Here is a 26,501-nt window from a genome sequence, read left to right as displayed (position 1 = left end):
CAAGAAATAGTAGGTGACCTAATCAGCACTCAGCGATTTTCGTAAAAACCCTAGAAATCAATGACAAAGTAGTGACCTAATTCATCTCTTTTCGCATCATTCTGACCAATACCACTTCGCCATTTATCATGCCACGACACAACCTCATCCATTTGTGCATCACTAACAAAGTTCGGTTGCCAAAAAGTTCTAAGATTATTGGTGAATATAGGGTAAAGACGAATAATTCTATCTACAACATCCAGCCTTACGACAAACCCATAAGGAGGCATACCACGCTTATCGTACTCTCCGTTGCTATTAAATACGCCATTTCCAATACTATAGATGACTGGCTTGGTATTAATCTTCCTCACCGACTGCATCATATGAGGACCGTGACCAATTACAACATCTGCTCCAGCGGCAACAATGGCCTCTGCACATTGAACCTGATACTTATCAACAAAATTAAAGTCTACCCCCCAATGAGCAATGGCGATAATAAGGGTGTTAGGATGTTTCAAGCGAAATTTTCGCATCCTTTCCGTCATCCCGCCAGTTATGCAACATACTCCCGGCTGGTTACCTAGCGCATAATTACCGTATCGAACAAAAGCAGGTCTCCGATACCAGTAACCATTAAAAATGGCTACTTCAACGCCGCCATAATTCAGAATGATAGGACGGCTCGCGTGCCGATGATTCAGTCCCGCTCCTATAGACACAAGATTATTATTCTGAAACTCATCCAGAGTGTATTTCAATGCCCCTGCCCCATAATCCATCAAGTGATTATTGGCCAACGTCACGCACTTTATATTATTATCCTTCAATTCGGTGATAGATTTCTTCGCATTGGCATCGAGAATAAAACTTTTTATTCCTCTCAATGGGGTTTCATGTCCATTGACGAATACTGCCTCAAAGTTGACAATATTAAAATCCTGTTTTCTGAATAAAGAGGATATCATTTTAAATGAATGCGCATACCCATATGTAGTTAACGCATCTTTCTGTCCTGTACGCAGCCTTTTTCGAGTATAGCTTTCACCAAAATAGGTATCCCCTATTATATTAATGCATGATGACTCCATTTCCTTTACCGGTTCAAGACAACTTTCAGGCTCGCCGATAAAAGCATCATCCAGCAAAGACATAACGTTAGACTCAACACCGAAGTGATCACTACAACTTATCGCTATTGCGGCATACCAGCGTGAATCACGCCTCACCAGAATCAGTGCATGCTGATTATTCTCGCCCCAAAATATTCCACCATAGATATTCCCGGTGCGTGATATTTGATGCTCTGGAGAATATACACGACCCTCGTAGAAAATATCTTTATGTTGAATCAGGGACAAATACTCTAAAGGCAAAGTAGAAAATAGTCTTGCCATAATGACAAGGTCGCGATGAAAAAACATCTGCCTCTTATTAGAAAGACTTCTACCAGATATATTATGAGTACAATCAGCAGATAGGTTATTTTTCTTCGCGAAATCTTTAACCCCCAACATAGCTGACCGATTGGAACCAAATATGTACTCAGCCAAAGCCAGGATAGCGTCTGGAGAATTGCGATTTACCGCAAACATCAGCAAATAGTAGAGAGAGATCTTATCACCGTATTTCAACCCTATTGCTCTGGATGCCGTATTATTCTTTGAAGGAAGAATATCAACTGTAACAGTATCCTCTAATTTTATTTTTTGCATTGACAGACGCATTAGCACTTCATATATGATGATGAGATTACCTATTCCAATATCGCCAGAGACCTCTGTGCTTCCAACATCCTTTAATATCTCTCCTTTTGATAAGTCAACTAAAGACACATAGTGAGCACTACCACTTTCATTATCGATTATAGCAGAAATTTTATTTTCAAGAATATCTCTTACTCTTGGAAATTCACTTGCTCTTCTAGACCCCTTGAAAAGTACAAATGAGTCATCTGTCAATTCTTTTGCAACAGCAAAAGAACATAATTCAGGACTCGTATAATACCCACCTTGCATGGATTCTGGAAGGTTTTCCATTAAAGTTCTTCCTGCATCACCATAGCTTTCAAAGAAATAGACTTTATCTGCACCACTGAGTGCTAAATTCTTCGCCAAAATAGTATGGACCTCAGGAGATCTTTTCTGTAGGTTATATATCTCTCCTGCAACAATAACTTTCTTGCCTCTATATAAGCGGCTCTGACGTTTGAACACATCAATAGAATTAAGCATCGACGCAAGCTCTGCATTGTAGCTATCATCTATCAGTACAGCACTGTTTCCTTTCCAAGAAAGATTAACCTTCTCAAAATAAAACTTTCTTGATGGCCGAGTTTCCAAAATTTGTATATATCGAGATACATCAAGACCTAAGGACCTCAACACCGAAAAGCTTGCCGCTAAGTTAGATGCACTCCCATTGTCAACATCCAGAATATTAAGCGTTACTTTCTCAGCATCGGTTTTCAGTGTTAGTTTTCCAGCAGTATCGGTAACGCAGAATGCTTCTATATGAATATCAGAACTTTGGTGAACCCCATAGCTAACAATACGAGCACTTTTGGTATTTTTTCGAATTTCTTTGCACAGAAAATAGTAGCAGTCGATATCTCTATTCACCACCACTGTCCCCGCAGGAGACATTCCATTAGCAATTCTTGCCTTGTATTGGGCAGTTTGTCTCGCAGTGAGCCCCTTTTGCCCAACATCTGCATGTGTTACCACGGCAATATCTGCTTTTAGGAATGGCCCAAGCCCGCCGTCACGTGTCCATAACGCAGATACAGCTGTTTCAATAACAGCATACTCCGCTCCCAATAAGGCAGCATTCGCCAGAGTCAGCCTTACTGATGTCCTGCAATTACTCCCTCCTTTTGAAAACACTACATTATTAGTAGATAAAAGAGCTCTAGAAATAGCATCTTTTGTCGATGTTTTTCCTACCGTTCCCGTGATGGCTACTACTTTTCCATAAAACTTTCGCCTAACCACTTCAGAAAGCTTTTTAAAATCATCATATGAATTTTTAACAATAAATTGGGGAATGTTTTCATCCAGTTCCTCTATGGGTCTTTGCGCAACAACTCCAGCAACGTAACTCTGATATTTTACAATTGACACATGAGTATCTATATAATTTTTTATATAATCCCCTCTATTTCCAGATCCCCGCGTCCATGTCTCCTTATCCATAGCAAAGAATAGTGTTTCCTTCCCCCAATGCTGAGCAGGAAATATTCCGATAGTAGAAGCCTTCCATCCTTCGTTAGGAAGCCTGTACCAGTAACCATCAAACATTTCTTCTATAAATTTTTTATTCATGTTTTATCCCTTACTTGATTGACACGTGATCATTGCTTTTATAAACCATGTAACATCATGATGTTACAAAATCTGAAAGCACAAAAAACAAAACATGTGGCATATTGTTATAAATGTCGGTATAGATAACCATAATCACAACAATGGAACCTCGTAAAATATATGAAAAATAAGCAACTCGATGATTAGAAATTTATATAAAAAAGCGTCAAATATTTTGATTATGGCAAACTTTACAACAGTAACCCAGTCGACAACAAGACATATAATTTATAAGATATCCAGATACTCTATGTCATGTTGTTTATGCTAAAATCATGTCAAAGGCAGCCAGTTCAGCATAATTATGGGCCTACTCCCTACCCGAAAGAGGAAGCCTCGTTTATTCACATCAAACGATGGCTTCCTCGACTGCGAGGAGGCAGCCTAGCCTTACTATATCTTAAAGTATTATTGTTCCTCTTTAATTTCTAGGGACATTCAGTTTCTTTATTGAAAAAGGGGAAAGGCTTAACTGATAAAAAACTTTCAACTTCGTCTTCATAAGGAAAATAATCCGATGCTCGTAGTGCATTTTTTATGACATCTATTACCGGCCAATAAAACTCAAGGCTTTTCTGATCACTCTCCTTCCACTGATAAGGGTTCCATCCTTTTTCAGCAGAGATAATATCACTTTCCTTACTCATTCTATCCAAAACTTTTTTAACGAAACTAACACCTTTAAATCTATTATCCTTAACCACCATATCATGATTAATGTAAGTCATTTCATCTAATGAGCCAGGAAGTGGAATACTTCCATATCCACTTCCTGTAATCACCGACAACCTCCCAAATAGCCTATTAACATCATAACTCTCACAAAAGACTTCATTCTTGACCTCATTTTGGGTGCTGGGCAGATACATTTTTCCATCTCTATATGGCGTACTGTCACGAATCGCTTGTTCAGCCCACCTGGCCATACCTTCCAGATACCACGTCGGTTTCATTCTCGCATAACCATATTGATACAAATGAAACAACTCGTGAGCAGGGATTGACCAGGTTCCAGGAAACCCTCGCATATTATTGGATAAACGGATTTGTAATCCACAGTCTTGACCTATTAAAGGATGTTTTGGATAACTCCATGCCTTATCGTATGATAAACCGTTATATCCTTCCAAATCATAAACCGATATCCCAATATATTTTGCACCATTAAATGCCGAACTGTTTAGAGGATTTTTAAATCCTAAGCTATTGTATATATCATATGCTGCATTAGCCTGAATCGCTATATTTTCGATATAATCAGGAACCCCACTCCTATCATCATCTCTTGTGTCTTTTATAGCATGCATCCCTTTTTTTGTATAAAAAATCCTGAATACACCAGAGTTATATCTCTCATCCAAATATAGGAGAGGATGTGGGTCCTCATATTGATTAAATTTTGATAAATCGATAGAACTGACACCACAGGAAGGAAGATTATATGCATAACTCTTGGCGCTAGAAAAACCCACCACCATCAACAAACATACACATTTAACCATGTTGCCAACACGATTATTACTATCATTCAACTTCATCATGATCATGACTTCCTATTTTTATTTATAAACACCTCCAGCTCACATTGAAATTATAGGCTTGTCATAATCCAGCCATCTTTTACTTTAGGATAATACGCCTAAAAGGGTAAAATTTAATACATATTAATCAGTCATCTAAACTTTTATAACTCAAGAAAGACTTACAACCACATAAGATGTTTTTCTGCAAAAAGGAACATTCAGGAATTTATAAAATACACTAAACAGCAGGAATCAATCATGAATTACTAATCAATATCGCGCATATTATGCTGATGTAGACGTAATAGGCCTGCTCCTGCTTATAGGTTTCTCGAACTTATGACACCTGCCGTCTTGGCAGCGCCTGCAACATATCCGCTGAAATCATGAGACAAAAAAGGGGCGCCGCTATCGCGGCGCCCCTTTCAGAGTAAAACCCTGTTCTTCAGGTTTTGATTTACTGCTCGCGCAGGATCTTCAGCATACGCTTCAGGGGCTCGGCTGCACCCCACAAAAGTTGGTCACCAACACTGAACGCAGACAGGTATTCGCCACCCATGCTCAGCTTGCGCAGGCGGCCTACTGGCACAGACAGAGTGCCAGTCGCAGCAGTCGGCGTCAGGCCAGCGATGGTGGCGTCCTTGTCGTTGGGGATCACCTTGACCCAATCGTTATGGGTGGCAATACGCTCTTCGATCTCGTCCAGCGGCACGTCCTGCTTGAGCTTGATGGTGAATGCCTGACTATGGGAACGCATGGCACCGATACGCACACACAAGCCATCGATCGGCACCGGGTTGTCCATGCGACCGAGAATCTTGTTGGTCTCGACGCCACCCTTCCACTCTTCACGGCTCTGGCCACTGTCGAGCTTGGTATCGATCCATGGCAGCAGGCTGCCCGCCAGGGGCGCGCCGAAGTTGTCGGTGGGGAAATCGCCAGAGCGCATGGCGGCTGTCACCTTGCGATCGATATCGAGGATGGCACTGGCCGGATCCTTGAGTTCGTCGGCAACAGTGTCGCGCAGCGCGCCCATCTGGGAGAGCAGCTCGCGCATATGCTTGGCGCCAGAGCCGGAAGCCGCCTGATAGGTCATGGAAGTCATCCACTCGACCATATCGGCTTCGAACAGACCGCCGAGTCCCATCAGCGCCAGGCTGACGGTGCAGTTGCCACCAATGAAGGTTTTGGCGCCAGCGGCCAGTTGGGCATCGATGACGTTGCGGTTGACCGGATCCAGCACGATGGTGGCTTCATCTTCCATGCGCAGGGTGCTGGCAGCATCGATCCAATAGCCTTTCCAGCCACTACCACGCAAGTCGGAGTAGACTTGCTTGGTATAGTCACCACCCTGGCAGGTCACTACCACATCCAGCGCCTTGAGCGCTTCGATGTCGAAGGCGTCTTTCAGCGGAGGCACGTCCACACCAACGTCGGGACCGGTCTGGCCGACCTGGGATGTGGTGAAGAAGATCGGCTCAATGCCGTTGAAATCTCCATCCTCCACCATACGCTGCATGAGCACAGAGCCCACCATGCCACGCCATCCGACGAAACCGACCTTCAACATGTGAAGTCCTCCAAAATTCAAGTGAGCCCTATATTATACAGAAACAAGCGCCTCCCTTCAGGGAAGCGCCTGGAATCGATCTTTCTTAGCTAATAGCTGAAAATGATAGAAACACGTGGAAAGCTTTCTTCCTCGTCTTTTCTCTCACTTTTCCTTACTGCACGCTTTTTCTTACCGCCTCTTACCGCCTCTTACTGCAGCGCCGCCAGCACCGCATCTCCCATCTCAGTGGTGGATACCTGACGCGTGCCAGAGCTGGCGATATCGGCCGTGCGCAGCCCTTCGTCCAGCACCTTGCCTACGGCAGCCTCGATGCGCTCGGCCAATGCCGCTTCATCGAGAGAATAACGCAGCATCATGGCGACGGATAGAATGGTAGCCAGCGGATTCGCTACATTCTGACCGGCAATGTCCGGAGCACTGCCATGACACGGCTCGTACATGCCTTGCCCACGCTCATTGAGCGATGCGGACGGCAGCATGCCGATGGAGCCCGTCAGCATGGCCGCAGCATCGGAAAGGATGTCACCAAACATGTTACCGGTAACCACCACATCGAACTGCTTCGGCGCGCGAACCAGCTGCATGGCCGCATTGTCCACGTACATGTGCGACAGTTCGACGTCCGGATATTCAGGCGCCAGGCGCTCCATGACTTCACGCCACAGGATAGTGACTTCGAGCACGTTGGCCTTGTCGACGCTGCACAACTTCTTGTTGCGCTTCTGGGCCATTTCGAAGGCCACTCGACCGATACGCTCGATTTCGCTTTCGCTGTAGACGTAGGTGTTGAAGCCTACTCGCTGGCCATCACGCTCTTCGATGCCACGCGGCTGACCGAAGTAGATACCGCCCGTCAGTTCACGCACGATCATGATATCCAGGCCGGACACCACTTCAGGCTTGAGCGTGGACGCCTCTGCCAGCTGCGGATAAAGAATGGCCGGACGCAGGTTGCCGAACAGGCCGAGTTCCTTGCGCAACCCCAACAGGCCTTTTTCCGGGCGTTTGGAAAGATCCTCGATCGTATCCCACTTCGGGCCGCCCACGGCACCCAACAGAATGGCATCGGCCGCCTTGGCCTTGGCCAGTGTTTCCTCGGACAGTGGCACACCGTGCACGTCATAGGAACTGCCACCGACCAGCGACTGCTCCACCTCGACATCCAGCCCAAGTGCCTGACAGGCCTCCAGCACTCTGACCGCCTGGGCCGTGATTTCAGGCCCGATGCCATCGCCGGGGAGAACGAGAATCTTGCGTGTCATATCCAATATCCTTGAAATTCTGCTTATATCAGAGGAAACGTTTCCTCAGGCGCCAGCACCGTCACGGAACAACCAAGGGCGCGCGGCACGATGACGGGCCTCGAAAGCACGGATGTCGTCTTCGTTCTGCAACGTGATGCCGATATCGTCGAGACCGTTGATCAGGCAGTGCTTGCGGAACGGGTCGACATCGAATTCGAGAATCTCGCCAGACGGCGTGGTGATGCGCTGATTTTCGAGATCCACATCAAGACGGTAGCCTTCATTGTCCGCCACCTCACCGAACAGGCGATCAACCTGCCCTTCGTCCAGAGTGATCAGCAGGATGCCGTTCTTGAATGCATTGTTGTAGAAGATGTCGGCAAAACTTGGGGCGATCACTACACGAAAACCGAAATCTTCCAGCGCCCAGGGGGCGTGTTCACGGGAACTGCCACAACCGAAGTTGCGGCGGGCCAGCAGCACGCTGGCACCCTGATAACGCGGTTGATTGAGCACGAAGTCCGGATTGATCGGACGCTTCGAGCAATCCTGGCCTGGCTGACCTTCGTCGAGATAGCGCAGTTCATCGAACAGGTTGACACCAAAGCCGGTGCGCTTGATCGACTTGAGGAATTGCTTGGGAATGATCAGGTCGGTATCGACATTGGCCCGATCCAGCGGTGCCACGATGCCATCGAGTCGTTCGAACTTTTTCATGATCAGGCCTCCTGGCGAGCGGCAGAGGAATCGAAGGTACGCACATCGACGAAGTGTCCAGCAATGGCCGCAGCCGCCGCCATGGCCGGGCTGACCAGGTGAGTACGCCCACCGTAGCCCTGGCGGCCTTCGAAGTTGCGGTTGGAAGTGGAAGCACAGTGTTCACCGGCACCAAGCTTGTCGGCATTCATCGCCAGGCACATGGAACAGCCTGGCTCGCGCCACTCGAAACCTGCCGCGATGAAGATCTTGTCCAGCCCTTCTTCCTCGGCCTGACGCTTCACCAGACCAGAACCAGGCACCACCATGGCCAATTGAATGCTGTCGGCCACCTTGCGCCCTTTCGCGACCTGCGCTGCCTCGCGCAGATCCTCGATACGGGAGTTGGTGCAGGAACCGATGAACACCTTGTCCAGGCGAATGTCGGTGATCTTCTGGCGCGGTGACAGCCCCATGTATTCAAGTGCACGGGTGATACCACTGCGTGCCGTGTCATCGCCGGCCTTGGCCGGATCAGGCACTTCACCACTGACGCCTGTGACCATCTCGGGACTGGTACCCCAACTGACCTGCGGCTCGATGGCGGCAGCATCCAGTGTCACCACCTTGTCGAAGGCCGCCCCGTCATCGGACTTGAGCTGACGCCAATCGGCCACGGCGGCCTCCCACTGCTCACCCTGAGGAGCAAAGGGACGTCCCTTGAGATATTCGATGGTGGTGTCATCCACGGCAATCAGGCCGACACGGGCACCGGCTTCGATGGCCATGTTGCAGACCGTCATGCGACCTTCCATCGACAGACTCTCGATGGCGCTGCCAGCGAACTCGATGGCATAGCCAGTTCCGCCTGCGGTACCGATTTCGCCGATGATGGCCAGCACCACATCCTTGGCGGTCACACCCTGGCCCAGTTCGCCTTCCACGCGAACCTGCATGTTCTTCATCTTCTGTGCCAGCAGGCACTGAGTCGCCAGCACATGCTCGACCTCGGAAGTACCGATGCCATGAGCCAGAGCCGCGAAGGCGCCATGCGTGGCGGTGTGCGAGTCACCGCAGACCACGGTCATTCCGGGCAAGGTCGCGCCCTGTTCCGGGCCGACCACATGCACGATGCCCTGGCGCGGATCATTGATGCGGAATTCCTCGATGCCAAAGGCTTCGCAGTTGTCATCCAGGGTCTGCACCTGGATCAGGGACACCGGATCCTTGATCCCGCTGTTGCCTTCGGCACGCTCCTTCACGGTGGTTGGAACATTATGGTCCGGCGTCGCCAGGTTGGCGTCGAGGCGCCAGGGCTGACGCCCAGCCAGACGCAGGCCTTCAAAGGCCTGGGGAGAGGTCACTTCGTGGAGCAACTGGCGGTCGATGTAGATCAGCGCAGTACCATCGTCACGCTCCTTGACCAGGTGCTGCTGCCACAACTTGTCATATAACGTCTGGCTCATGGGTTTCTCCTCCGGAGGCTTGAGCCTCTCTTTAAATGTCGACGGGATGTCTACGTACTGCTCGCAGCCGGACATCCAGGCGGGCGTTGTTTGGTTTGAAGAAAGTCTGGATGTAGAAGAGTCTCTCCCCACTGACAAATAAAATCAATTCATGTTATTTATTCAATCAATTCCCAAAGGGAATAGTCATAATAGAAGCGGAGTGTAAGGCATGGACACGCAAAGCCTGCAGGCCTTTCTTGCCGTGGCAGACAGCGGTAGTTTCTCACGTGCGGCCGAGCAACTGCACCTGACTCAACCTGCGGTAAGCAAGCGTATCGCCGGCCTGGAAGGCCAGATCCGGGCACGCCTTTTCGACCGTATCGGCCGCAAGGTAACCTTGACCGAAGCTGGGCACATGCTGCTGCCTCGCGCTCGGGCTATTCTGGTCATGGTGGATGACAGCCGCCGGGCTCTGGGCAACTTGAGTGGTGATGTCGGGGGGGAGCTGATCCTGGCCACCAGTCACCATATCGGCCTGCACCGATTGCCACCCATCCTGTCGGCCTACGTGCAGGATTTTCCCGATGTACGCCTGGACCTGCGCTTTCTTGACTCCGAGCAAGCCTATCAAGGGGTGCTCGATGGCGACATCGAGATGGCCATCGTTACCTTGGCTGCACATCCCGACCCTCAACTTCGTGTAGTACCCTTGTGGATCGACCAGCTGTGGTTCGTCGCCTGCAGCAATCATCCTCTGAGCCAACAGCAAGAGTTGTCACTCGCGCTATTATGTCAACATGATGCTGTGCTGCCTGGGCCTTTGACCTTTACGCGCCAGCTGATCAACGAACACTTGGCCTCCCACGGCCTGCAACTCAAGGTCGGCCAGTCGACGAATTATCTGGAAACGCTCAAGATGATGGTCAATGCTGGCCTCGGCTGGAGCCTGCTGCCAGAGCGCATGGTGGAAGAAGATGTGGCCCGCCATGACCTGGTTCGTCTGCCAGTGAACATTGCCCCCATTCGGCGCCCATTGGGCTATCTCGTGCATCGCGAGCGAACGCTTTCCAATGCCGCCCGCTCCATGCTGGAGCGTCTTGACGCGGCGCGTGACGGCGAAGCGATCGATTGGGACCTGCCCACACTTACCACATGACGTGCCAAGGATGACCACCGAATCGCCCTCTTCCACACTGCCGGAACATGCCTCACCTGCCGCTCAGGTTGCCTCGAGCCAGCCCGAGGTCCCCTTGCCCTCGCTACGTCATCGGCTGGGAGGCTGGCTGATACTGACAGGCCTGGTGCTTCAGATCGCATCTTTCATGCTTCCCTGGCTGCCCTCGCCCCTTGTCAGCCTGCTGCTATGGAGCGGTGCCATTACCCTGTGGCCGGACATCCCACGGCGCAATCAGTGGCAGGCCGGCATCCTGGCAGGGCTCGGTGTGGTGATGCTGCTGGCTGCCAAGCTGATATACGGCGGAGACATCGACGCCTGGCATGTACTGGATGGCAATACTTTCGTGGTAACCATGCTGGTGGGGGTCAGTTTCATCTCGTTGATTGGCCGACCGCCCCAGGAAAGCCAGCCCAAAGGGCCGCCCATCACGGGCAAGCGTGGCTTGATCGGCACTTGGCTGGGGGTTCATCTGCTCGGTGCCATTCTCAACCTGTCTACCATGTTCGTCATCGGGGATCGCCTGGAGCGCCGCGGTCCCTTGAGCGACCCACAGTTATTGGCATTGAACCGAGGCCTGTGCAGCGCCGCCATGTGGTCCCCCTTCTTTGCCGCCATGGGGGTGGTCATCAGCCTGACACCGGACATTCGCTTCACCACCATGGTCGTGGTGGGACTCCCGGTGGCACTGCTTGGTGGGCTGTTCAGTATCATCGAGCTATCGCGCCGCTTCGATGTTTCCACCACTCCGGGCTTTTCCCTATCACCGCGTAGCCTGCTGATGCCTGCCGGCATGGCCGCACTGGTCCTGCTGTTCCACTATCTGATCACCCCGAACCTGACCATCGTGGCGATCATCACTTTCCTGATGCCCGGCATTGCCGTGCTGGCCAACCTGTTTCGCGGCACCCTGGTACTGCGTCAACGCATCCAGCGCCATCGTTATTTCCGCCTGCCCGCCATGCGTGGGGAAATCACCCTGTTCCTGTGTGCGGGGCTGCTGACCAAGGGCATGTCCAGCCTGGTCAGTGCTGCGACCCAGGGCAACTGGACACTCTTCCCGGTCTTCGATACCAGCGCTGCCATACTGAGCTTCCTAGGTATCGTGGCCAGTGCCATCGCCGGCCTGCACCCGATCATCGGTGTCTCGGTCCTGGCTTCCATGCTTGACCTGGGCAGCATCAACCAGAATCTGTTCGGCTTCGTCGCTCTGGCATCCTGGGGTGTCGGCACTGCCGTTGGCCCCCTTTCGGGGACCAACCTGTCGCTGCAGGGACGTTATGGCATCAGCGGCTATCGCATGATGCGCAATAACCTGTTCTACGCCCTGTTCATGTCCCTGCTGGTCATGGTTGCCATCACCTGCCTTGCCAACAGCACAGGTTGAGCGACATCCGGACAAGTGGCATCAAGGACGCGAGGACACGTCACCAGCCCGCACAAAGTAGCGGTGTCCACATTGATGGCACGGCTCGATGCGCGTGACATCATTCAGTTCCACCACGGCATCGCAATGAACACACATCATCCTCCCGGGCACCGCCATTTCACCAGCGGCATAGTCCGCTCGGGAGGCTTCGAGGTCATCCTCCAGTTGTTCACGCTCGACCACACTGCGATCCGCAATGGATAGAAGCGAGTCCACGATCTTGCGTGAAAGGATCGTCAGGTCGATACCCAGCCAACTGGCCACACCCTCGCCTCCAGCAGCAAGATAACGACGCATGTCCTTGAGGTCTCGCTCGAGCCAGGCGCGCATCAGCGCCAGTTCATCCTTGGTGTATTCCTCCAGTTCTGCCTCGAACTCGACTGCCTCATCCAGGTCGCGCTGCAGATTGTCCCAGGTCAGTTCATCCGCCCCTTCCCGGAGCCGAGACAGCATGCGTTCATAACCTTTGCGCAGACGATGATCAGAACCGCCATCGGGTCGCTCGCTCATCATTTTTCTCTCCTTGGACACTTCATGACTGTCACTGGGTTCACTCCCTACCATAGCCCTATCCCTGGCTGCTGGGGTATCCTTGCGGGCATCATTACTGCACCGATGAGTTGGCGTGGAAGACCTGAGCCCCTCAGGCAGCCTCTGCCACCGCTGGTTGCACTCCATTTCCCTGCGCGCTGACACTCCAGCGCGCCTGACTTGCAAGGTACCTGTAGACCGCGATGGACGCCCAGTACAAGCCCCACGACATCGAACGCGACGCCCAGGAATTCTGGAACAAGAACCAGTGCTTCAAAGCCATTGAGGACGCCAGTCGCGAAAAGTTCTATTGCTTGTCGATGTTCCCCTATCCCAGCGGCAAGCTACACATGGGGCATGTACGCAACTACACCATCGGCGACGTGGTATCGCGCTTCCAGCGCATGCAAGGCAAGAACGTGCTGCAACCCATGGGCTGGGATGCCTTTGGCATGCCGGCGGAAAACGCGGCCATCAAGAATCAGGTTCCGCCAGCCAAGTGGACCTACGAAAACATCGACTACATGCGCTCGCAGTTGAAGGCGCTCGGCTTCGCCTACGACTGGAACCGCGAGTTCGCCACCTGCGACAGCGACTACTATCGCTGGGAGCAGTGGTTCTTCACCAAGCTGGTGGAGAAAGGCCTGGTCTACAAGAAGATGTCCACCGTGAACTGGGATCCGGTCGATCAGACCGTTCTGGCCAACGAACAGGTCATCGATGGCTGTGGCTGGCGTTCCGGCGCGCCCGTGGAGCGCAAGGAAATCCCGCTGTGGTTCCTCAAGATCACCGACTATGCCGATGAACTGCTCGCCGACCTGGACAAGGTCGACTGGCCCGAGCAGGTCAAGACCATGCAGCGCAACTGGATCGGCAAGTCCAAGGGCGTCGAGCTGGCCTTCGATGTAGAAAACGACGAGCCGCTGCGTGTGTATACCACTCGCCCGGACACGCTGATGGGCGTGACCTACGTGGCCGTGGCTGCTGGCCACCCGCTGGCGAAGAAAGCCGCCGAAGGCAATGCAGAACTGGCCGCCTTCATTGAAGAATGCGCCCAGGGCGGCACCTCCGAAGCCGAACTGGCCACCATGGAAAAACGCGGTATGCCGACCGGCTTCGACGCCGTGCATCCGCTCAGTGGCAAGCGCGTACCGGTGTATGTCGCCAACTTCGTGCTGATGGAGTACGGCACCGGCGCCGTGATGGCGGTACCTGCCCACGACCAGCGTGACTGGGAATTCGCTACCAAGTACAACCTGCCCATCACTGCGGTGATCGCCGACGAAAACGGCAACACCCCGGACCTGTCCGAGGCGGCCTACGTCGAACATGGCAAGCTGATCAACTCCGGCGAGTTCGATGGCCTCGACTTCCAGCAAGCCTTCGACGCCATTGCGGCGCACCTGGTGCAGGAGGGTCATGGCGAGGTCAAGACCAACTACCGTCTGCGCGACTGGGGTGTCGCCCGCCAGCGTTATTGGGGCGCTCCGATTCCGGTCAAGTACGGCCCCGAAGGCCAGACTGTCCCGCTCAGCGATGACGAGTTGCCAGTCGCCCTGCCTCTGGAAGTCACCGTGGATGCTTCCGGCTCGCCGCTGAAGAAGATGCCGGAATTCTCCGAGCTGGGTGACGGCTGGATTCGCGAGACCGATACGTTCGACACTTTCATGGAGTCCTCCTGGTATTACGCTCGCTTCTGCTGCGCGGACAACCAGGATGCCATGCTCGACGAGCGCGCCAACTACTGGCTGCCGGTGGACCTGTACATCGGTGGTATCGAACACGCCATTCTGCACCTGCTGTATGCCCGTTTCTTCCACAAGCTGATGCGTGACTTCGGCCTGGTCGAATCAGACGAACCGTTCAAGCGCCTGCTGACCCAGGGCATGGTGATCGCCGAGACCTTCTATCGCACCGCCGCCAACGGCGGCAAGGAATGGTTCAATCCTGCCGATGTCGAGGTCAAGCGCGACGACAAGGGACGCCCGGTCAGCGCCACGCTGATCAGCGACGGCCAGCCGGTGGAAATGGGCGGCATCGAGAAGATGTCCAAGTCCAAGAACAATGGCGTCGATCCGCAGTCCATGATCGACCGTTTCGGTGCCGACACCGTGCGCCTGTTCATGATGTTCGCCGCACCGCCCGAGCAGTCCCTGGAATGGTCCGACTCCGGCGTCGAAGGTGCCAACCGCTTCCTGCGCCGCCTGTGGCGCCTGGCGGCAGAGCACATCGAAGCCGGCACTCCGGGCAGCCTGGATGTCAACGCTCTCGACGACGCTCAGCGCGAACTGCGTCGCAAGACCCACGAGACCATTCAAAAGGCAGGTGATGACATTGGCCGCCGCACCACCTTCAACACCGCCATCGCCGCGGTGATGGAGCTGACCAACGCCATTTCCAAGTTCACCGACACCAGCCCACAGGGACTGGCGGTTGTTCGCGAAGCCGTGGAAGCCTGTATCTTGCTGCTGGCTCCGATCACTCCGCATGCCTGCCATGCGTTGTGGCAAGAACTAGGCCATGATGAAGCCGTGATCGACGCCAACTGGCCGCAGCTGGATGAGTCCGCCCTGGCCCGCGACAGCGTCGAGCTGGTGGTGCAGGTCAACGGCAAGCTGCGTGCACGCATCGAGGTCGCTGCCGATGCAAGCAAGGATGCCGTCGAGGCTCAGGCCATGGACAGCGAGAACGTGCAACGTCATATCGAAGGCAAGACCGTACGCAAGGTGATCGTGGTACCGGGTAAACTGGTCAATATCGTGGCCAACTGACTCGTAGCCAACGGGCCCAGGCCAGCCCGCTCGTGGAACGACCAGACATCAGCCACCAGATGTTCACGCGAGCGGGCCGTTGTCCATGATGACAACTCGGCTCAAGGATTTGCGATCGAATGACTCAAGGAGGTTTCATGCAACGCCGTCAATTTCTCGGCCTGACGCTTTCCGCCGCTGGCGCCCTGGTACTGTCCGGCTGTGGCTTCCACCTCCGCGGTCTGGAGGAAGGGGGCATACTGACGCTGGAACAACTGGCAGTGGCCGGCAACGAAGGCCCCTTCGCCGATATGCTGGTGCAACGCCTTGAAGACTACGGGGTTCAGGTTCGCGACGATGCGCCCTTGCGCCTCAATCTCAGCGCGGAGAACGCCTCCTACCGCCAGCTCAGCACCCTGGATTCCGGCACCCAGGACGGCCAACTGGTACTCAATGTGCCGTATTCCATCCAACGCACTTCCGACAATGCCTATCTGCAGGATCGGCAAAGTGTCGAGGTCGTGGAAGACTACTCCCTGGCCAGCGACAACCTGCTGTCTCAGGATGATGTCCGTGAAGATGCCCTGGAAAATGCCCGCCGCGAGGCCGTTCGCCAGATGATCGAGCGCCTGCGCTCGCTACAGGGTTCGTAGATCACGCATGAAGGTTTTTGCCGACAAGCTCCCCGATGCGCTGGCCAAGTCCCTGCCCCCGGTGATCATCGTCGCCGGTGACGAGCCGCTGCAGCATATGGAAGCCTGTGACCTGGTGCGTGCCCGAGCCAGGGACAATGGCGTCGAGGAACGCGATATCCTGCATGTGGAAGCGAACTTTGCCTGGGGGCGCCTGACCGAGTCCGCCGCCAGCCTGTCGCTGTTTGCCTCGCGCAAGTTGATCGAACTGCGCCTGGGCGGAGCCAAGCCCGGTCAGGAAGGTGGCAAGGCACTCAAGGAGTACGCTGAACAGGCGGAAGGCAGCGACAACATTCTGCTGATCAGTTGCGCCAAGCTCGATGCCCGCGAACAGAAAAGTGCCTGGTTCAAGGCGCTGGACAAGATCGGCCTGTTCGTACCGGTATGGCCCGTGGATGCCTCCCGCCTGCATTTCTGGCTACGCGACCGGGCAGAGCGCCACGGGCTGTCGATGAACCTGGATGCCGCTCGCCTGCTTGGCGAACGTACTGAAGGCAACCTGCTGGCGGCTGACCAGGAACTGCAGAAGCTGGCCCTGATACTGCCACCGGGAACCCAGGTTGCCCCACAGCATGTCGCTGGCGGCGTGGAAAACAGTGCCCGTTACGATGTCTTCAACCTGATCGATGCCTGTCTCAAGGCCGAACGCGAAAGGGTACTGCGTATTCTCGTCAGCCTGGAAGCCGAAGGGACAGAGCCGCCTATCGTGCTGTGGGCGCTGACCCGGGAAATTCGCACCTTGCTGTCACTGCACCAGCATCTCGACCAGGGACAAAGCTTCGAACATGCCTGCAAGGCTCAGAAGCCCCCTATCTTCGACAAGCGTCGTCCCGCCTATCAGGAGGCTATCCGCCGCCTGCCTTTGCGCCGGCTGCACAAGCTGCTGATGTTTGCCCAGCGTCTCGATCTTTCGGTCAAGGGCAGCAATGACCTGCCCCTGCGTGAAGGGCTTCAGGATCTCGCACTCACCCTCGCCGGTGGACGTGGTCTACTGGCCGAGATGGCCTCATCGTATCGATGAGGCCAACCTCGTTGCATGTCCGCGCCTTCCAGCTCATAGCTCACTGCCAAAGGTGTTGCAGGCTTCCAGGCTGCCGCTCTCGAAGCCGCGCTTGAACCATTTTACTCGCTGAGCCGAACTGCCATGGGTGAAACTGTCCGGTACCACCGCCCTGCCAGCCTGCTGCTGCAGGCGATCGTCGCCAATCGCACTGGCTGCATTCAGGGCTTCTTCCAGATCACCGCTGTCGAGCATCTGCCTGTCGATATTGGCGGAATGCCCCCAGATACCGGCGAAACAATCTGCCTGCAGTTCCTGGCGCACTGACAGCGCATTGACATCAGCCTGAGAACGTCCAGCTCCCGCTTCCCGAACCTGCTGGCTGATACCCAGTAGCGTCTGCACATGATGGCCAACTTCATGGGCAATCACATATGCCTGGGCAAAGTCGCCCGGAGCACCGAGGCCTTGTTTCATCTCTTCGAAGAACGACAAGTCCAGATAGAGCTTGCGATCGCCCGGGCAATAGAAGGGCCCGACCGCGGAATTGGCCGTGCCACAGGCCGAGCGTACAGCCCCCGTGAACAGCACCAACGTCGGCTCTTCATAAGTCTGGCCCTGTTCAGCAAAGATGTTGTTCCAGGCCTCTTCTGTATCCGCCAGCACCACCGAAACGAACTCGACCTGTTCCTGCTGCCCCTGGGTCAGGGAGTTGGGGTCGACACTGGCGGTGTCCTGCTGCCCCAGTGACAACAGGTCAATTCCCATCAACCTGGCGCCGAAGTAGGCCACCACACCCAGTCCCAGAATGATTCTTCCGGCCTTGCTTCGCAGCAGCATCGGCAGGAAACGCAACACCAACATTACCGCCCCACCACCCGTTCCCGCTGCCAGTCTTTCCCCACGGCGGTCTTCTACATTCTGGCTACGCCGCCTTCCTTGCCAACGCATGGTGTACTCCTTGATTCCGGCATGGGCCGTAAAAGTTGAACATTGCAGACAAGATACACCATCTTTCAAACGGATAGCGGGTTTTCACTACCGGTTCCACTCATCTGCATCATCAAGGCACAACCCTTCACAGATTGGCTTGGCTCGGCTCGACAAATGAATGGCAATAAAATGAATGGCAACGAAAAAGGGGCGCCTCCTTCGAGTGCGCCCCCGTGTTTTTCTGTTTGTTCTATTTCTTGATTGTTTGGTTTCCTCTTGCTTGGCTCCTGCTTGTATTGCTTCTTCCCGTCTCGGTCATCAGCCCAGGATGACGTGTGGAACGTAACGCGACAGATCCTGCGTCACGATCTCCTTGTCTTCGCGCACCGAAATGCCCGCCGGAAGGTCATCGATCAGCCAGGAGCCAATCAGTGCGTAATTGTCGCCAAACTTGGGCAACGGAGAATACTCCTGGTAGATGAAACCTTCTTCGCCGTAAGGCCCGGAGGACGAGTAACGCTGCTCACCATCGATATGGATACTGACGTTGGCACCTTCCCGGGCAAAGATCGGTTTCTTCACATAACGACTCAGCCGGCTGGAGGCGAGACCCTCTTCAAAATAGGCTGGCAGCAGGTTGGGATGACCAGGAAACTTCTGCCACAGCAGAGGCAACAGCGCCTTGTTGGACAGCACCGCTTTCCATGGTGGTTCCAGCCATTGTGTCGGAGATGCCGAAAGTAGACTGCCATACTCTTCGCGCAGCATGAACTCCCAGGGATAGAGCTTGAACATCCAGGTAATCACCTGGTCGTCCAGGTCGGTGAAGACATCTCCTTCGCCATGGCCAATATCTTCGATATACACAAATCGAGTAGGGATACCGGCCTCGTTGGCACAATCTTCCAGATATTGAACGGTGCCTCGATCTTCTTCACTGCCTTTGCAGCACGCCAGGTGCAGCGTTTCCCCGGGACGCTCTCGCTGCAATTCGGCAAAGCGATTGACCAGCTTTTCCTGGACGGAATTGAACTGATCGGCACTACGCAGAATCTCTCCCGCATTGACCATGTCTTCCAGCCACAGCCATTGCCAGAACCCCGTCTCATAGAGGCTGGTCGGGGTATCGGCATTGTTCTCGAACAACTTGGCCGGACCACGGCCATCATAGGCCAGGTCGAGACGCGAATAGAGGCTCTTGTCACCATCGCGCCAGGACCCCGCTATCAGTGACCAATGCTGCTCGGGAATACGAAACTGCCGCAACAGGCGCTCATCGTTGACGACATCCTCCACCACCGAGAGGCACATCTGGTGCAACTCTGCCGTCGGCTCTTCCAGGTCCCGCTCGATCTGTTCCAGAGTGAACTGATAATGGGCACTTTCGTCCCAGTAGACCTGGCCATACATGCTATGGAAGCGAAAGCCGAACTCTTCGGCTCTGCGCTTCCAACCCGGCCTTTCACGGCTATTGCAGCGGATCACGAATCAGCCACCCCAGCCACTGCGGGAACGGCTTCCGCCAAAGCTGGACTTGGCCGATACCTTCGAGCCAAAGCCACCGCGTGAGATTGTCCGAGTGACAGCCGGTTTGGGCTTGAAGGCGCTATCATCGACGGTGAAGGTTCGCCCTCCTCGCCGGAAGCTATAGCCATCCACGGTCGACCACTTGCCGTAGATCGGCGATCCGTAATACCCGGAGGTGTACAGCGCAGTGGATTGGTAGCGGTTGCGGTCCAGCGCCTTGGCCAGCAGGAAACCTGCCATGGCCGGCATGAACCAGGAATGCGTAGCCCCTTCGGGTTGGTAGGCAACACACTGGTTCGGGCCGAAATCGCTCTCGCAATCGATACGCTGATCATACTTCGGCCCGCTGGAGGCCGCTTCCTGCAGAGCACTCTGATAAGCCGCCTTGCACTCTGCTTCCATGCCCGGATTCACCTGGGTGCAGTCCTCTGCATTCAGGTAGACCTTGGCTTCACGCTCGTTGTTGCTGCAACCAGCGGTGGCAATGGCTGCGGTGGCCATGGCAACTGCCATCGCCAGACGCTTGGGTACTGGTGCCTTGCGCATCCGCGCCAGATTGATCGATGCCGTCCTTTTCATCACCGCCTCCTCAGTACGTCATGCAGGCAGCGTTGAGCAGACCGACTGCCACCGATGTACCGCCGAGAACGATACCCGCCGCGACTTCACCATCATTGATGCGCTGCACGATACGCGGCATCAACAGGAAACGCACGATAGCGAAGGCCAAGGTCTGTGCAACCAGCGCGACGATGCCCCAGATGACAAAATCCATCAACGACACCGAGTTCGTCGCGGCACTCGCCAGCGCCAGGGCAAAACCAATGACAGCTCCGACCAGGCCAATGGCCGCTGCCGTGTTCTTGTCTTCCTTGACCAGCTTCCACTCATCGTGAGGCGTGATCCACGTATAGACATACTTGAACACCACCAGCATGACGAGCGAGATAGCAAAATAGACGACAAACCCCAACAACCCAGCGAGCGAGGCAGAAAGATGCGACATGATAGATTTTCCCTGTCAATTAACACTATCGGTCAGATAATTCTGATCCGTTAGATCATACGGTCAGTTGAACGATACGATCGATGAAAGGCATTCAATCAATTGAAGCTGATATCCGAGGGTTCAATATCGAACCCGGTACTGACAACCAGGCAACGATCCAGTTGCCCATTGTTCATTTTCTCTTCCCCGACTTTCATCAGGTACTCGAACTTTTCTCCACCTACTCCACTGCCGCTCTGCGCTGTTTCATCCTGCTTTCCTTCATACAATGTTCTTTCATACAGCATCGCGAACTGGTCAGTGGAAGTGACCGAGCCATCCGCATGATGCGTTGTTTCTGTCATGGCAACAGGAGGCGATGATTCTCCGACACCCTGCCACACCCGCGTGTATGAATGACCTTCCAGCACCGCCTGTGGCTGACTGATTGTTTCCTTCAATACTTTTTCCCAGTCGGCGTCGGAACCAACGCCCTGGGTCTCGTAGAAGTAATAGAGCTTGACGTCGGTGACATGCTCATCGCTGTCGCCGCCATCCAGCACGACCTGAAGAAAGCCGTCATCATCGGTGTAAAAACGCAGCACCTTGCTGCTCTCATCCAGGCGGACTTCACCCACCGCCTGGATGATATGCACACTGGACATGTTCTCGCTGACCAGTTCCGGTTCCAGCAGGCGCAACTTGAGCTCGTCGAGGGAGAAGGAGCCTCCCAGGTGAAGGCCCAGAATTTCCGGTGCCAGCACCCGGGATGGCGCCTGTGCCTTGCCAAATACAGGCTTGCCAAATACGGTTTTACCGAATAACCGGTTGAACATTCATCTTCTCCCATTCGATGTGCTTGATGCGCTCATCGGCAATATAGAAGATCAGCATGCCTGGCATGACCACGGTGCTCAGCGGCGGGTTGATCGAAATGCTCTCGCCCCGACCGTCGCACACACCAATGATGGTGGCTTCATAACGTTCCTTGAAGCTATGAAACAGGAGACCAAGCTCGATGCCGGCGAGGCCCTGGTACTCAGCCGAATACTGGGTCATGCCCCGGTCAACATTCAGCAGCTCATGAAAGAGTGCACTGGAACCCGGGTCCATCGCTGACTTGGCCAGCATTTCCGTCGCCACCGACGGCATCGGCTCGATATTCGGGAAATGCTTCTGCAGCAGGCTGCCCATTTTCTGGTTATTGAAGTAGGTGATGACATGCACATCGGGGTTGCGATTGCACACATACAAGGCCGCCGCTGCCGTGACATCATCATCGGCACAGTCGATCACCACACAGGAAGCCGTGCCGACGCACGCTCGTTCCATATCCTGTTCATCGGTATAACTCGACACCTTGACGAACCCGATCCGCCCCGGCAGCGGGTTCTCGATGTACTCACGCACGCACGCACAGGGCCAGATGCTTGGCATCGGCATGGGTGTCAATCTCCCGCAACAACAGCTTCAACAGCCGTATGGTACGGTCTGAATGCCAACCGATCACCAGCACATGATCGTGATAATCCAGAGCCTTCAATCCTTTCATCCCCTTTCGCCATTGGTGGGACACATACGCAGCCACGCGTCCGATGGTCAAACCAAAGATGCCAAGACCAACAGGAATCACGAACAGTGAGGTCACCATCCGCCCAGACAGGCTGACCGGCGACAGATCGCCATATCCGACGGTGGAAGCCGTCACCACGATCCAATAGAAATAATCGACGTTGCCGACGATCTCCCACTCACCGCACAGCCACAGCAGGATCCAGCTCACCACCAGGTAGATCAGCAGGGAGAGCAGGATCGTGTGCCACTTCATCTCATAAAAATGCCGGACAAGCAGCGAACGAACCTTTTCGATCATGGTCATTAGTGCACTCAGCTACCGAGGATACGCGCCAGTTCCTCATCAGCTGAGGTCTTGCCACCCTTGATGCCGGCTTCAGCAAGACGCTTCTCCAGATCGTCGCCGGACGCTTCGCTGGCCAGTTCCGAAGCAGCTTCCAGCTCCGCCTGACGCTGTTGCTGACGCTTCTGGATACGATCGAGGGATTCCGTTGCCGTCTTCATGCGGCTATTGGCACCAAGATGGCTGGACGACACCGCCGTCTGAGCCTTCTGTACGGATTCCGTGGCCTTGACGATATCCACCTGCTGCTCCATGCGGCGCAGGTTATCCTTGGCTTGGCGAATATTGCTGCGCAGTGAGCTTTCGGAATTGGCAAATTGCTCAAGGTACTGCTGTTCCGCTTCCACCTGGGTCCGCAGCTCCGCGACCTTGTGGGCACAATCCAGCGCCAGGGACTGGTCGCCCTTGCTGTTTGCCGCCTTGGCATGGGATTCATATTCCGCCATGGAACTCGTCAGGCTGGCGATCTTCTGCTCGGACAGCTTGCGCTTGGCGATGATCTGGGTCAGCGCATGATCAGAGCGCTTCAGCTCTTCCCGAGCCTCCCGAATTTCCTGATCAAGGATACGCAGCGCCTGGCTGTCGGCCACGTTTTCGGCAGCATCATTCACGCCACCCTTTACCGCCGTGAACAGTTTCTTCCATACACTCATGGTCAACCTTCCTCTAGATCAGATGCTCTTCGTAAGCTTCAAGAAATGCGGGAATATTACCGAAGAGACTTTCGACTTCAGTGACAATGCTTTCCGGCTTGGATTCAGAAAAAAGCGCACCGAAGGCAATATAATAATCTTCGCCATTAATGGTAGAGATAGCGATAGTCGTCAGTGGGAAGATCTGGTGAGTACGCAGAATCTTTTCATTTAATCCAGCTTCGTCTTTCACGTCCTCTCTGGAGAACAGCACGCTCTCCACCACGATCTGCTCGCCACTGACGGCCAAATACGCATCCAGCCCATCTTCATTGGTGATACGCAGGCAATCGCCTTCCTCGGCAATCTCCCACTCGTCTCTGCGCAGACAATCCTTGAGGCTATCCAGATTCCAGGACATACGGCTTACTCCTTTATCGGCATTAGCATCATCGCCATTAATACTATCACCACCGACACTATCGGCATTAACGCCATCGACATTAATACCATATAAATCAGAATATTAGGTGGCAGTGAATGTTATCACATGCTCATGTGAAGGGCGTCCCTTCACTCAACCAGTATCCATCGTACCAGTGTCACCGTCATGACATCCTGAAGGCAAGGCACCAGCCTACCCCTGATACTGCCATCCTTCCACAACATCCGAGGTGCAAAGCCGTGCGGGCTTGATATAAACAAAAACGGAAACCACCCGGGTTTCCGTTTTTCCTGACGCCATCGCTGGTCAGCGCTTGATAATTAGTTTCCGAAAAGCAGCTCTCGCTAAATATCACGTTCGCCTATATTTTCGTTAGCTGTCTTATTATCTTCCTTGCAAGACTTCAGCTTGTTCTGCATGACAAGATCCAAACACTCACGATCGCTTTTGCTAAACACGCTGAGAGGAAACTTGAAGGTTCTTGACACATCTTCGGGATTTTTCGAGTGCAGACGATAGTAGATCAAGTATTTACTTCTTTTCCAATCTACCGAGGTGATCTCACTATACAGAAATGACTTCTTGGCACGCACGGGGCTCAAGCGAAAAATGACATGATCATCATGAAACGCTGCCATCGGCACGGTGCTCATCCAGATGGCCATGAAGGTGAATATGATGGTAAACATGATGATCAAACTGGGAATTTCTCCAATATTTTCTAGCGCCCAGCCTCCCATCAGTACAAAAGCGATAATGCCAAGCACATACATGACAACCTGGCGCTTTGCATAAAACTTGACAACGCCACTCTCATTTTCCATTTCCACCGCGCCCCTTCCCTTTTCTCTATTCGTCTTCAATGACGTTCAGCCACCATCAATGCCGGCTGTTCAACTTGCGTCGAGCTTCCAGGTCATCATTAGCGTCCGCTTCCCTGAGCTTTCTGGCCCCGATCATGGCCACGATCCCCAGGGGGATAAAAACAATGGACCCGACGATCACCAGGATGCTTCCCCATTTGCGGCTTCCTGCCATGGCGATCACGAAGCCCAGCACCGAGAGCCCCCATAAACCCAGGAGCACGCTGCCAAACGAGCTGGCAAAGTCGGTGTCGTAATCCGTGAAAACGCCTCCCATCAGGGCAAGCGTAAACAGCAGATTGAGCAGCAGCCCTACCAACGTTGTTTTCATGTCGTCCCTGTACGCCTTGTTCAGTCACCCAGCGAATGCATATTCGCCGAAGATGAAATCAACTGTGCACCGCATCCCGTGTGGCAGCCATGAAAGGCCACCGCCTTGCCGTTGACGGTAATGGTGGGATGCCCCTCGATGATCGGACATACCCCATGGCCCTTCTTCGGACAGGACACCATGTCCCCCACCACCGCCACCGCCTTGCCATTCACCTGATAATTCGGCTGACCGGAAATGACCCGTCCACCGTGCGTGGTGGCATCCCCCACCAGAATCACACCATCTCCAGGACTGAACATGTGCTGTCTCCTATATAAGTGACGATAAACACCCTGCTCCATACAGGTGCCTTGCAAGCCAGGATGTTTTCAAAGCATTGTTTTCCTTTATCCATACGGATAAAACAAGACAGAATGAAACATTCTCAAAAAATTAGCCTTATGCACTCCCAAGTGCATAAGGCTTCTTATTCAGACAATACTTCAGGGCGAATGTCAGCGAAAACTACCATCAGGTTGATGCTCTAGCCCATCATAACTAGGCACAAATGTATTATGCTTTTCCTGCCATTCACGTGACAGACGTATAGCTTCATCGATCTGATCTTGTGTCATTTTATCAGAAAGTCGTTCTTTATCATCTGATCCAGAGGTTCCTGTTAGATCATAATACTTATAGGCTTGTACAAGATCCACCTCTGTTCCAATTCCTTCTTCGTAAAACTTTGCCATCCAATCAAAGGTATTTATATCACTTCCATATTTTGACTCAGATGCTTTGACAAGCCAATCAAACGCGAGGTTTAAATCTTTTTCAACAATCTCGCCTTGATAATAGAAATCAGCTAAATAGCTAGCAGATACCAAATCACCTGAATTTGCAGCTCTTTCTAACCACTCAATTCCAGTAGGAATATCTTTTTTAACTAGACCTTCCCACTTTTCTCCTAAATATGCTTTAGCCAGCTCTCTTTGTGATCTCAAAAATCCTAACTTTGCAGATTTTTTCAGATAGCAGAGTGCTAGTTCATTATCTTCTTCAACTGAAGATCCATTATAGTATATCGATGCCAAAGGAAGCCCTGCATCGGATACACCGTTATCCCACGACTCTTTAAGATACTCTAACGATTTGGCATCGTCTTTTTCTATTTCCTGCGAGGAACTTCCATTCATATACAGAATGCCTAGAAGATATTGTGATTTTTTTACTAAATCCTCATCTCCGCTTTCTAGCATACTCAATAGGTCATTTAATGACATACTATTAAGCTCATGACTCATTTCGTTATTTATTGGGTTGTTATAAATAATTTCAGAACATGCTGAAGATGAAAAAAATACTGAAAAAAAGACAATGGAAAAACAACGAAATATCAATTCTCTTCTACTCTGCAAATATTACATAATAAAAATCAGCCTTATGCACACTGAGTGCATAAGGCTTCTTAT

At 53.1% G+C, this 26,501-nt stretch carries 25 protein-coding genes; 5 read left to right on the top strand and 20 right to left on the bottom strand.

From position 1 onward, the window contains the following. Nucleotides 1–50: 50 nt before the first annotated feature. From Q1K07_RS04035 to leuC, 6 genes are all read right to left on the bottom strand, one after another. Nucleotides 51–3,308: a CapA family protein gene (locus Q1K07_RS04035; RefSeq protein WP_300308209.1), complete on the bottom strand. Its 3,258-nt coding sequence runs from the start codon at nucleotides 3,306–3,308 to the stop codon at nucleotides 51–53. A 470-nt stretch (nucleotides 3,309–3,778) separates the two neighbouring features. Continuing rightward, nucleotides 3,779–4,891: a hypothetical protein gene (locus Q1K07_RS04030; RefSeq protein WP_300308206.1), complete on the bottom strand. Its 1,113-nt coding sequence runs from the start codon at nucleotides 4,889–4,891 to the stop codon at nucleotides 3,779–3,781. A gap of 439 nt (nucleotides 4,892–5,330) precedes the next feature. Then, on the bottom strand, nucleotides 5,331–6,443 hold the full coding sequence (gene asd / locus Q1K07_RS04025; RefSeq protein WP_300308203.1) for an aspartate-semialdehyde dehydrogenase: 1,113 nt from the start codon (nucleotides 6,441–6,443) through the stop codon (nucleotides 5,331–5,333). Nucleotides 6,444–6,634: 191 nt separating this feature from the next. Beyond that, nucleotides 6,635–7,708, bottom strand: coding sequence for a 3-isopropylmalate dehydrogenase (gene leuB / locus Q1K07_RS04020; RefSeq protein ID WP_300308200.1), 1,074 nt, complete (start codon nucleotides 7,706–7,708; stop codon nucleotides 6,635–6,637). Nucleotides 7,709–7,753: 45 nt separating this feature from the next. After that, nucleotides 7,754–8,407 (bottom strand): 3-isopropylmalate dehydratase small subunit, encoded by a 654-nt coding sequence (gene leuD / locus Q1K07_RS04015; protein ID WP_300308197.1) that lies wholly within the window; start codon nucleotides 8,405–8,407, stop codon nucleotides 7,754–7,756. A 2-nt stretch (nucleotides 8,408–8,409) separates the two neighbouring features. Next, nucleotides 8,410–9,852 (bottom strand): 3-isopropylmalate dehydratase large subunit, encoded by a 1,443-nt coding sequence (gene leuC / locus Q1K07_RS04010; protein ID WP_300308194.1) that lies wholly within the window; start codon nucleotides 9,850–9,852, stop codon nucleotides 8,410–8,412. A 211-nt stretch (nucleotides 9,853–10,063) separates the two neighbouring features. On the opposite strand from leuC, the gene Q1K07_RS04005 reads away from it, so the two are divergent. Both Q1K07_RS04005 and Q1K07_RS04000 read left to right on the top strand, forming a co-directional pair. Then, the gene (locus Q1K07_RS04005; protein ID WP_300308191.1) at nucleotides 10,064–10,990 is read left to right on the top strand and encodes a LysR family transcriptional regulator; all 927 of its coding nucleotides are present in this window, start codon (nucleotides 10,064–10,066) and stop codon (nucleotides 10,988–10,990) included. Between the two features lie 10 nt (nucleotides 10,991–11,000). After that, nucleotides 11,001–12,395: a hypothetical protein gene (locus tag Q1K07_RS04000; RefSeq protein ID WP_300308188.1), complete on the top strand. Its 1,395-nt coding sequence runs from the start codon at nucleotides 11,001–11,003 to the stop codon at nucleotides 12,393–12,395. Nucleotides 12,396–12,416: 21 nt separating this feature from the next. Here the strand turns inward: Q1K07_RS04000 and Q1K07_RS03995 are convergent, their stop codons facing one another. Further along, nucleotides 12,417–12,947 (bottom strand): zinc ribbon-containing protein, encoded by a 531-nt coding sequence (locus Q1K07_RS03995; RefSeq protein ID WP_300308185.1) that lies wholly within the window; start codon nucleotides 12,945–12,947, stop codon nucleotides 12,417–12,419. Nucleotides 12,948–13,171: 224 nt separating this feature from the next. Between Q1K07_RS03995 and leuS the strand changes: the two genes are divergently transcribed. From leuS to holA, 3 genes are all read left to right on the top strand, one after another. Continuing rightward, nucleotides 13,172–15,739, top strand: a complete 2,568-nt coding sequence (leuS, locus tag Q1K07_RS03990; protein WP_300308182.1) for a leucine--tRNA ligase — start codon at nucleotides 13,172–13,174, stop codon at nucleotides 15,737–15,739. Nucleotides 15,740–15,876: 137 nt separating this feature from the next. Then, nucleotides 15,877–16,371 carry an LPS assembly lipoprotein LptE gene (gene lptE, locus Q1K07_RS03985; protein WP_149284558.1) on the top strand — a complete coding sequence of 165 codons (495 nt, stop codon included), beginning with the start codon at nucleotides 15,877–15,879 and terminating at the stop codon, nucleotides 16,369–16,371. Between the two features lie 7 nt (nucleotides 16,372–16,378). Next, entirely contained in the window at nucleotides 16,379–17,431 is a 1,053-nt protein-coding gene (holA, locus tag Q1K07_RS03980) for a DNA polymerase III subunit delta (RefSeq protein WP_300308176.1), read from the top strand. Between the two features lie 33 nt (nucleotides 17,432–17,464). On the opposite strand, the gene Q1K07_RS03975 is transcribed toward holA, so the two are convergent. The 13 genes from Q1K07_RS03975 to Q1K07_RS03915 form a co-directional block, all read right to left on the bottom strand. Next, a complete protein-coding gene (locus tag Q1K07_RS03975) occupies nucleotides 17,465–18,361 on the bottom strand; it encodes a neutral zinc metallopeptidase (protein ID WP_300308173.1) in 897 nt (298 codons plus the stop codon). Nucleotides 18,362–18,661: 300 nt separating this feature from the next. Continuing rightward, complete coding sequence (locus Q1K07_RS03970) at nucleotides 18,662–19,828, bottom strand: glutathionylspermidine synthase family protein (RefSeq protein ID WP_300308170.1); 1,167 nt, start codon at nucleotides 19,826–19,828, stop codon at nucleotides 18,662–18,664. A gap of 3 nt (nucleotides 19,829–19,831) precedes the next feature. Then, nucleotides 19,832–20,449 carry a DUF1190 domain-containing protein gene (locus Q1K07_RS03965; protein ID WP_300308168.1) on the bottom strand — a complete coding sequence of 206 codons (618 nt, stop codon included), beginning with the start codon at nucleotides 20,447–20,449 and terminating at the stop codon, nucleotides 19,832–19,834. A 10-nt stretch (nucleotides 20,450–20,459) separates the two neighbouring features. Beyond that, entirely contained in the window at nucleotides 20,460–20,876 is a 417-nt protein-coding gene (locus Q1K07_RS03960; RefSeq protein ID WP_300308165.1) for a DUF350 domain-containing protein, read from the bottom strand. 98 nt (nucleotides 20,877–20,974) lie between these two features. Beyond that, nucleotides 20,975–21,694 (bottom strand): YjfK family protein, encoded by a 720-nt coding sequence (locus Q1K07_RS03955; protein ID WP_300308162.1) that lies wholly within the window; start codon nucleotides 21,692–21,694, stop codon nucleotides 20,975–20,977. Then, nucleotides 21,672–22,301 (bottom strand): hypothetical protein, encoded by a 630-nt coding sequence (locus Q1K07_RS03950; protein ID WP_300308159.1) that lies wholly within the window; start codon nucleotides 22,299–22,301, stop codon nucleotides 21,672–21,674. Before Q1K07_RS03950 ends, Q1K07_RS03955 begins: the two co-directional genes overlap by 23 nt. Beyond that, nucleotides 22,261–22,737, bottom strand: a complete 477-nt coding sequence (locus Q1K07_RS03945; protein ID WP_300308156.1) for a potassium channel family protein — start codon at nucleotides 22,735–22,737, stop codon at nucleotides 22,261–22,263. Before Q1K07_RS03945 ends, Q1K07_RS03950 begins: the two co-directional genes overlap by 41 nt. An 8-nt stretch (nucleotides 22,738–22,745) precedes the next feature. Next, nucleotides 22,746–23,429 (bottom strand): PspA/IM30 family protein, encoded by a 684-nt coding sequence (locus Q1K07_RS03940; RefSeq protein ID WP_300308153.1) that lies wholly within the window; start codon nucleotides 23,427–23,429, stop codon nucleotides 22,746–22,748. 13 nt (nucleotides 23,430–23,442) lie between these two features. Next, nucleotides 23,443–23,829: a DUF2170 family protein gene (locus tag Q1K07_RS03935; RefSeq protein WP_300308150.1), complete on the bottom strand. Its 387-nt coding sequence runs from the start codon at nucleotides 23,827–23,829 to the stop codon at nucleotides 23,443–23,445. Between the two features lie 368 nt (nucleotides 23,830–24,197). Then, nucleotides 24,198–24,683, bottom strand: coding sequence for a hypothetical protein (locus Q1K07_RS03930; RefSeq protein ID WP_300308147.1), 486 nt, complete (start codon nucleotides 24,681–24,683; stop codon nucleotides 24,198–24,200). Between the two features lie 49 nt (nucleotides 24,684–24,732). Then, nucleotides 24,733–25,047, bottom strand: coding sequence for a hypothetical protein (locus tag Q1K07_RS03925; protein ID WP_300308144.1), 315 nt, complete (start codon nucleotides 25,045–25,047; stop codon nucleotides 24,733–24,735). A 20-nt stretch (nucleotides 25,048–25,067) separates the two neighbouring features. Continuing rightward, nucleotides 25,068–25,349, bottom strand: coding sequence for a PAAR domain-containing protein (locus tag Q1K07_RS03920; RefSeq protein ID WP_300308141.1), 282 nt, complete (start codon nucleotides 25,347–25,349; stop codon nucleotides 25,068–25,070). A 195-nt stretch (nucleotides 25,350–25,544) separates the two neighbouring features. Further along, nucleotides 25,545–26,312, bottom strand: a complete 768-nt coding sequence (locus Q1K07_RS03915) for a tetratricopeptide repeat protein (protein ID WP_300308138.1) — start codon at nucleotides 26,310–26,312, stop codon at nucleotides 25,545–25,547. Nucleotides 26,313–26,501: the final 189 nt, after the last annotated feature.

The organism is Halomonas sp. (assembly GCF_029263665.1).
GTDB lineage: Bacteria > Pseudomonadota > Gammaproteobacteria > Pseudomonadales > Halomonadaceae > Halomonas.
The sequence above is the reverse complement of the archived record's forward strand: the minus strand, read 5'-3'. Positions and strand labels throughout refer to the sequence as shown.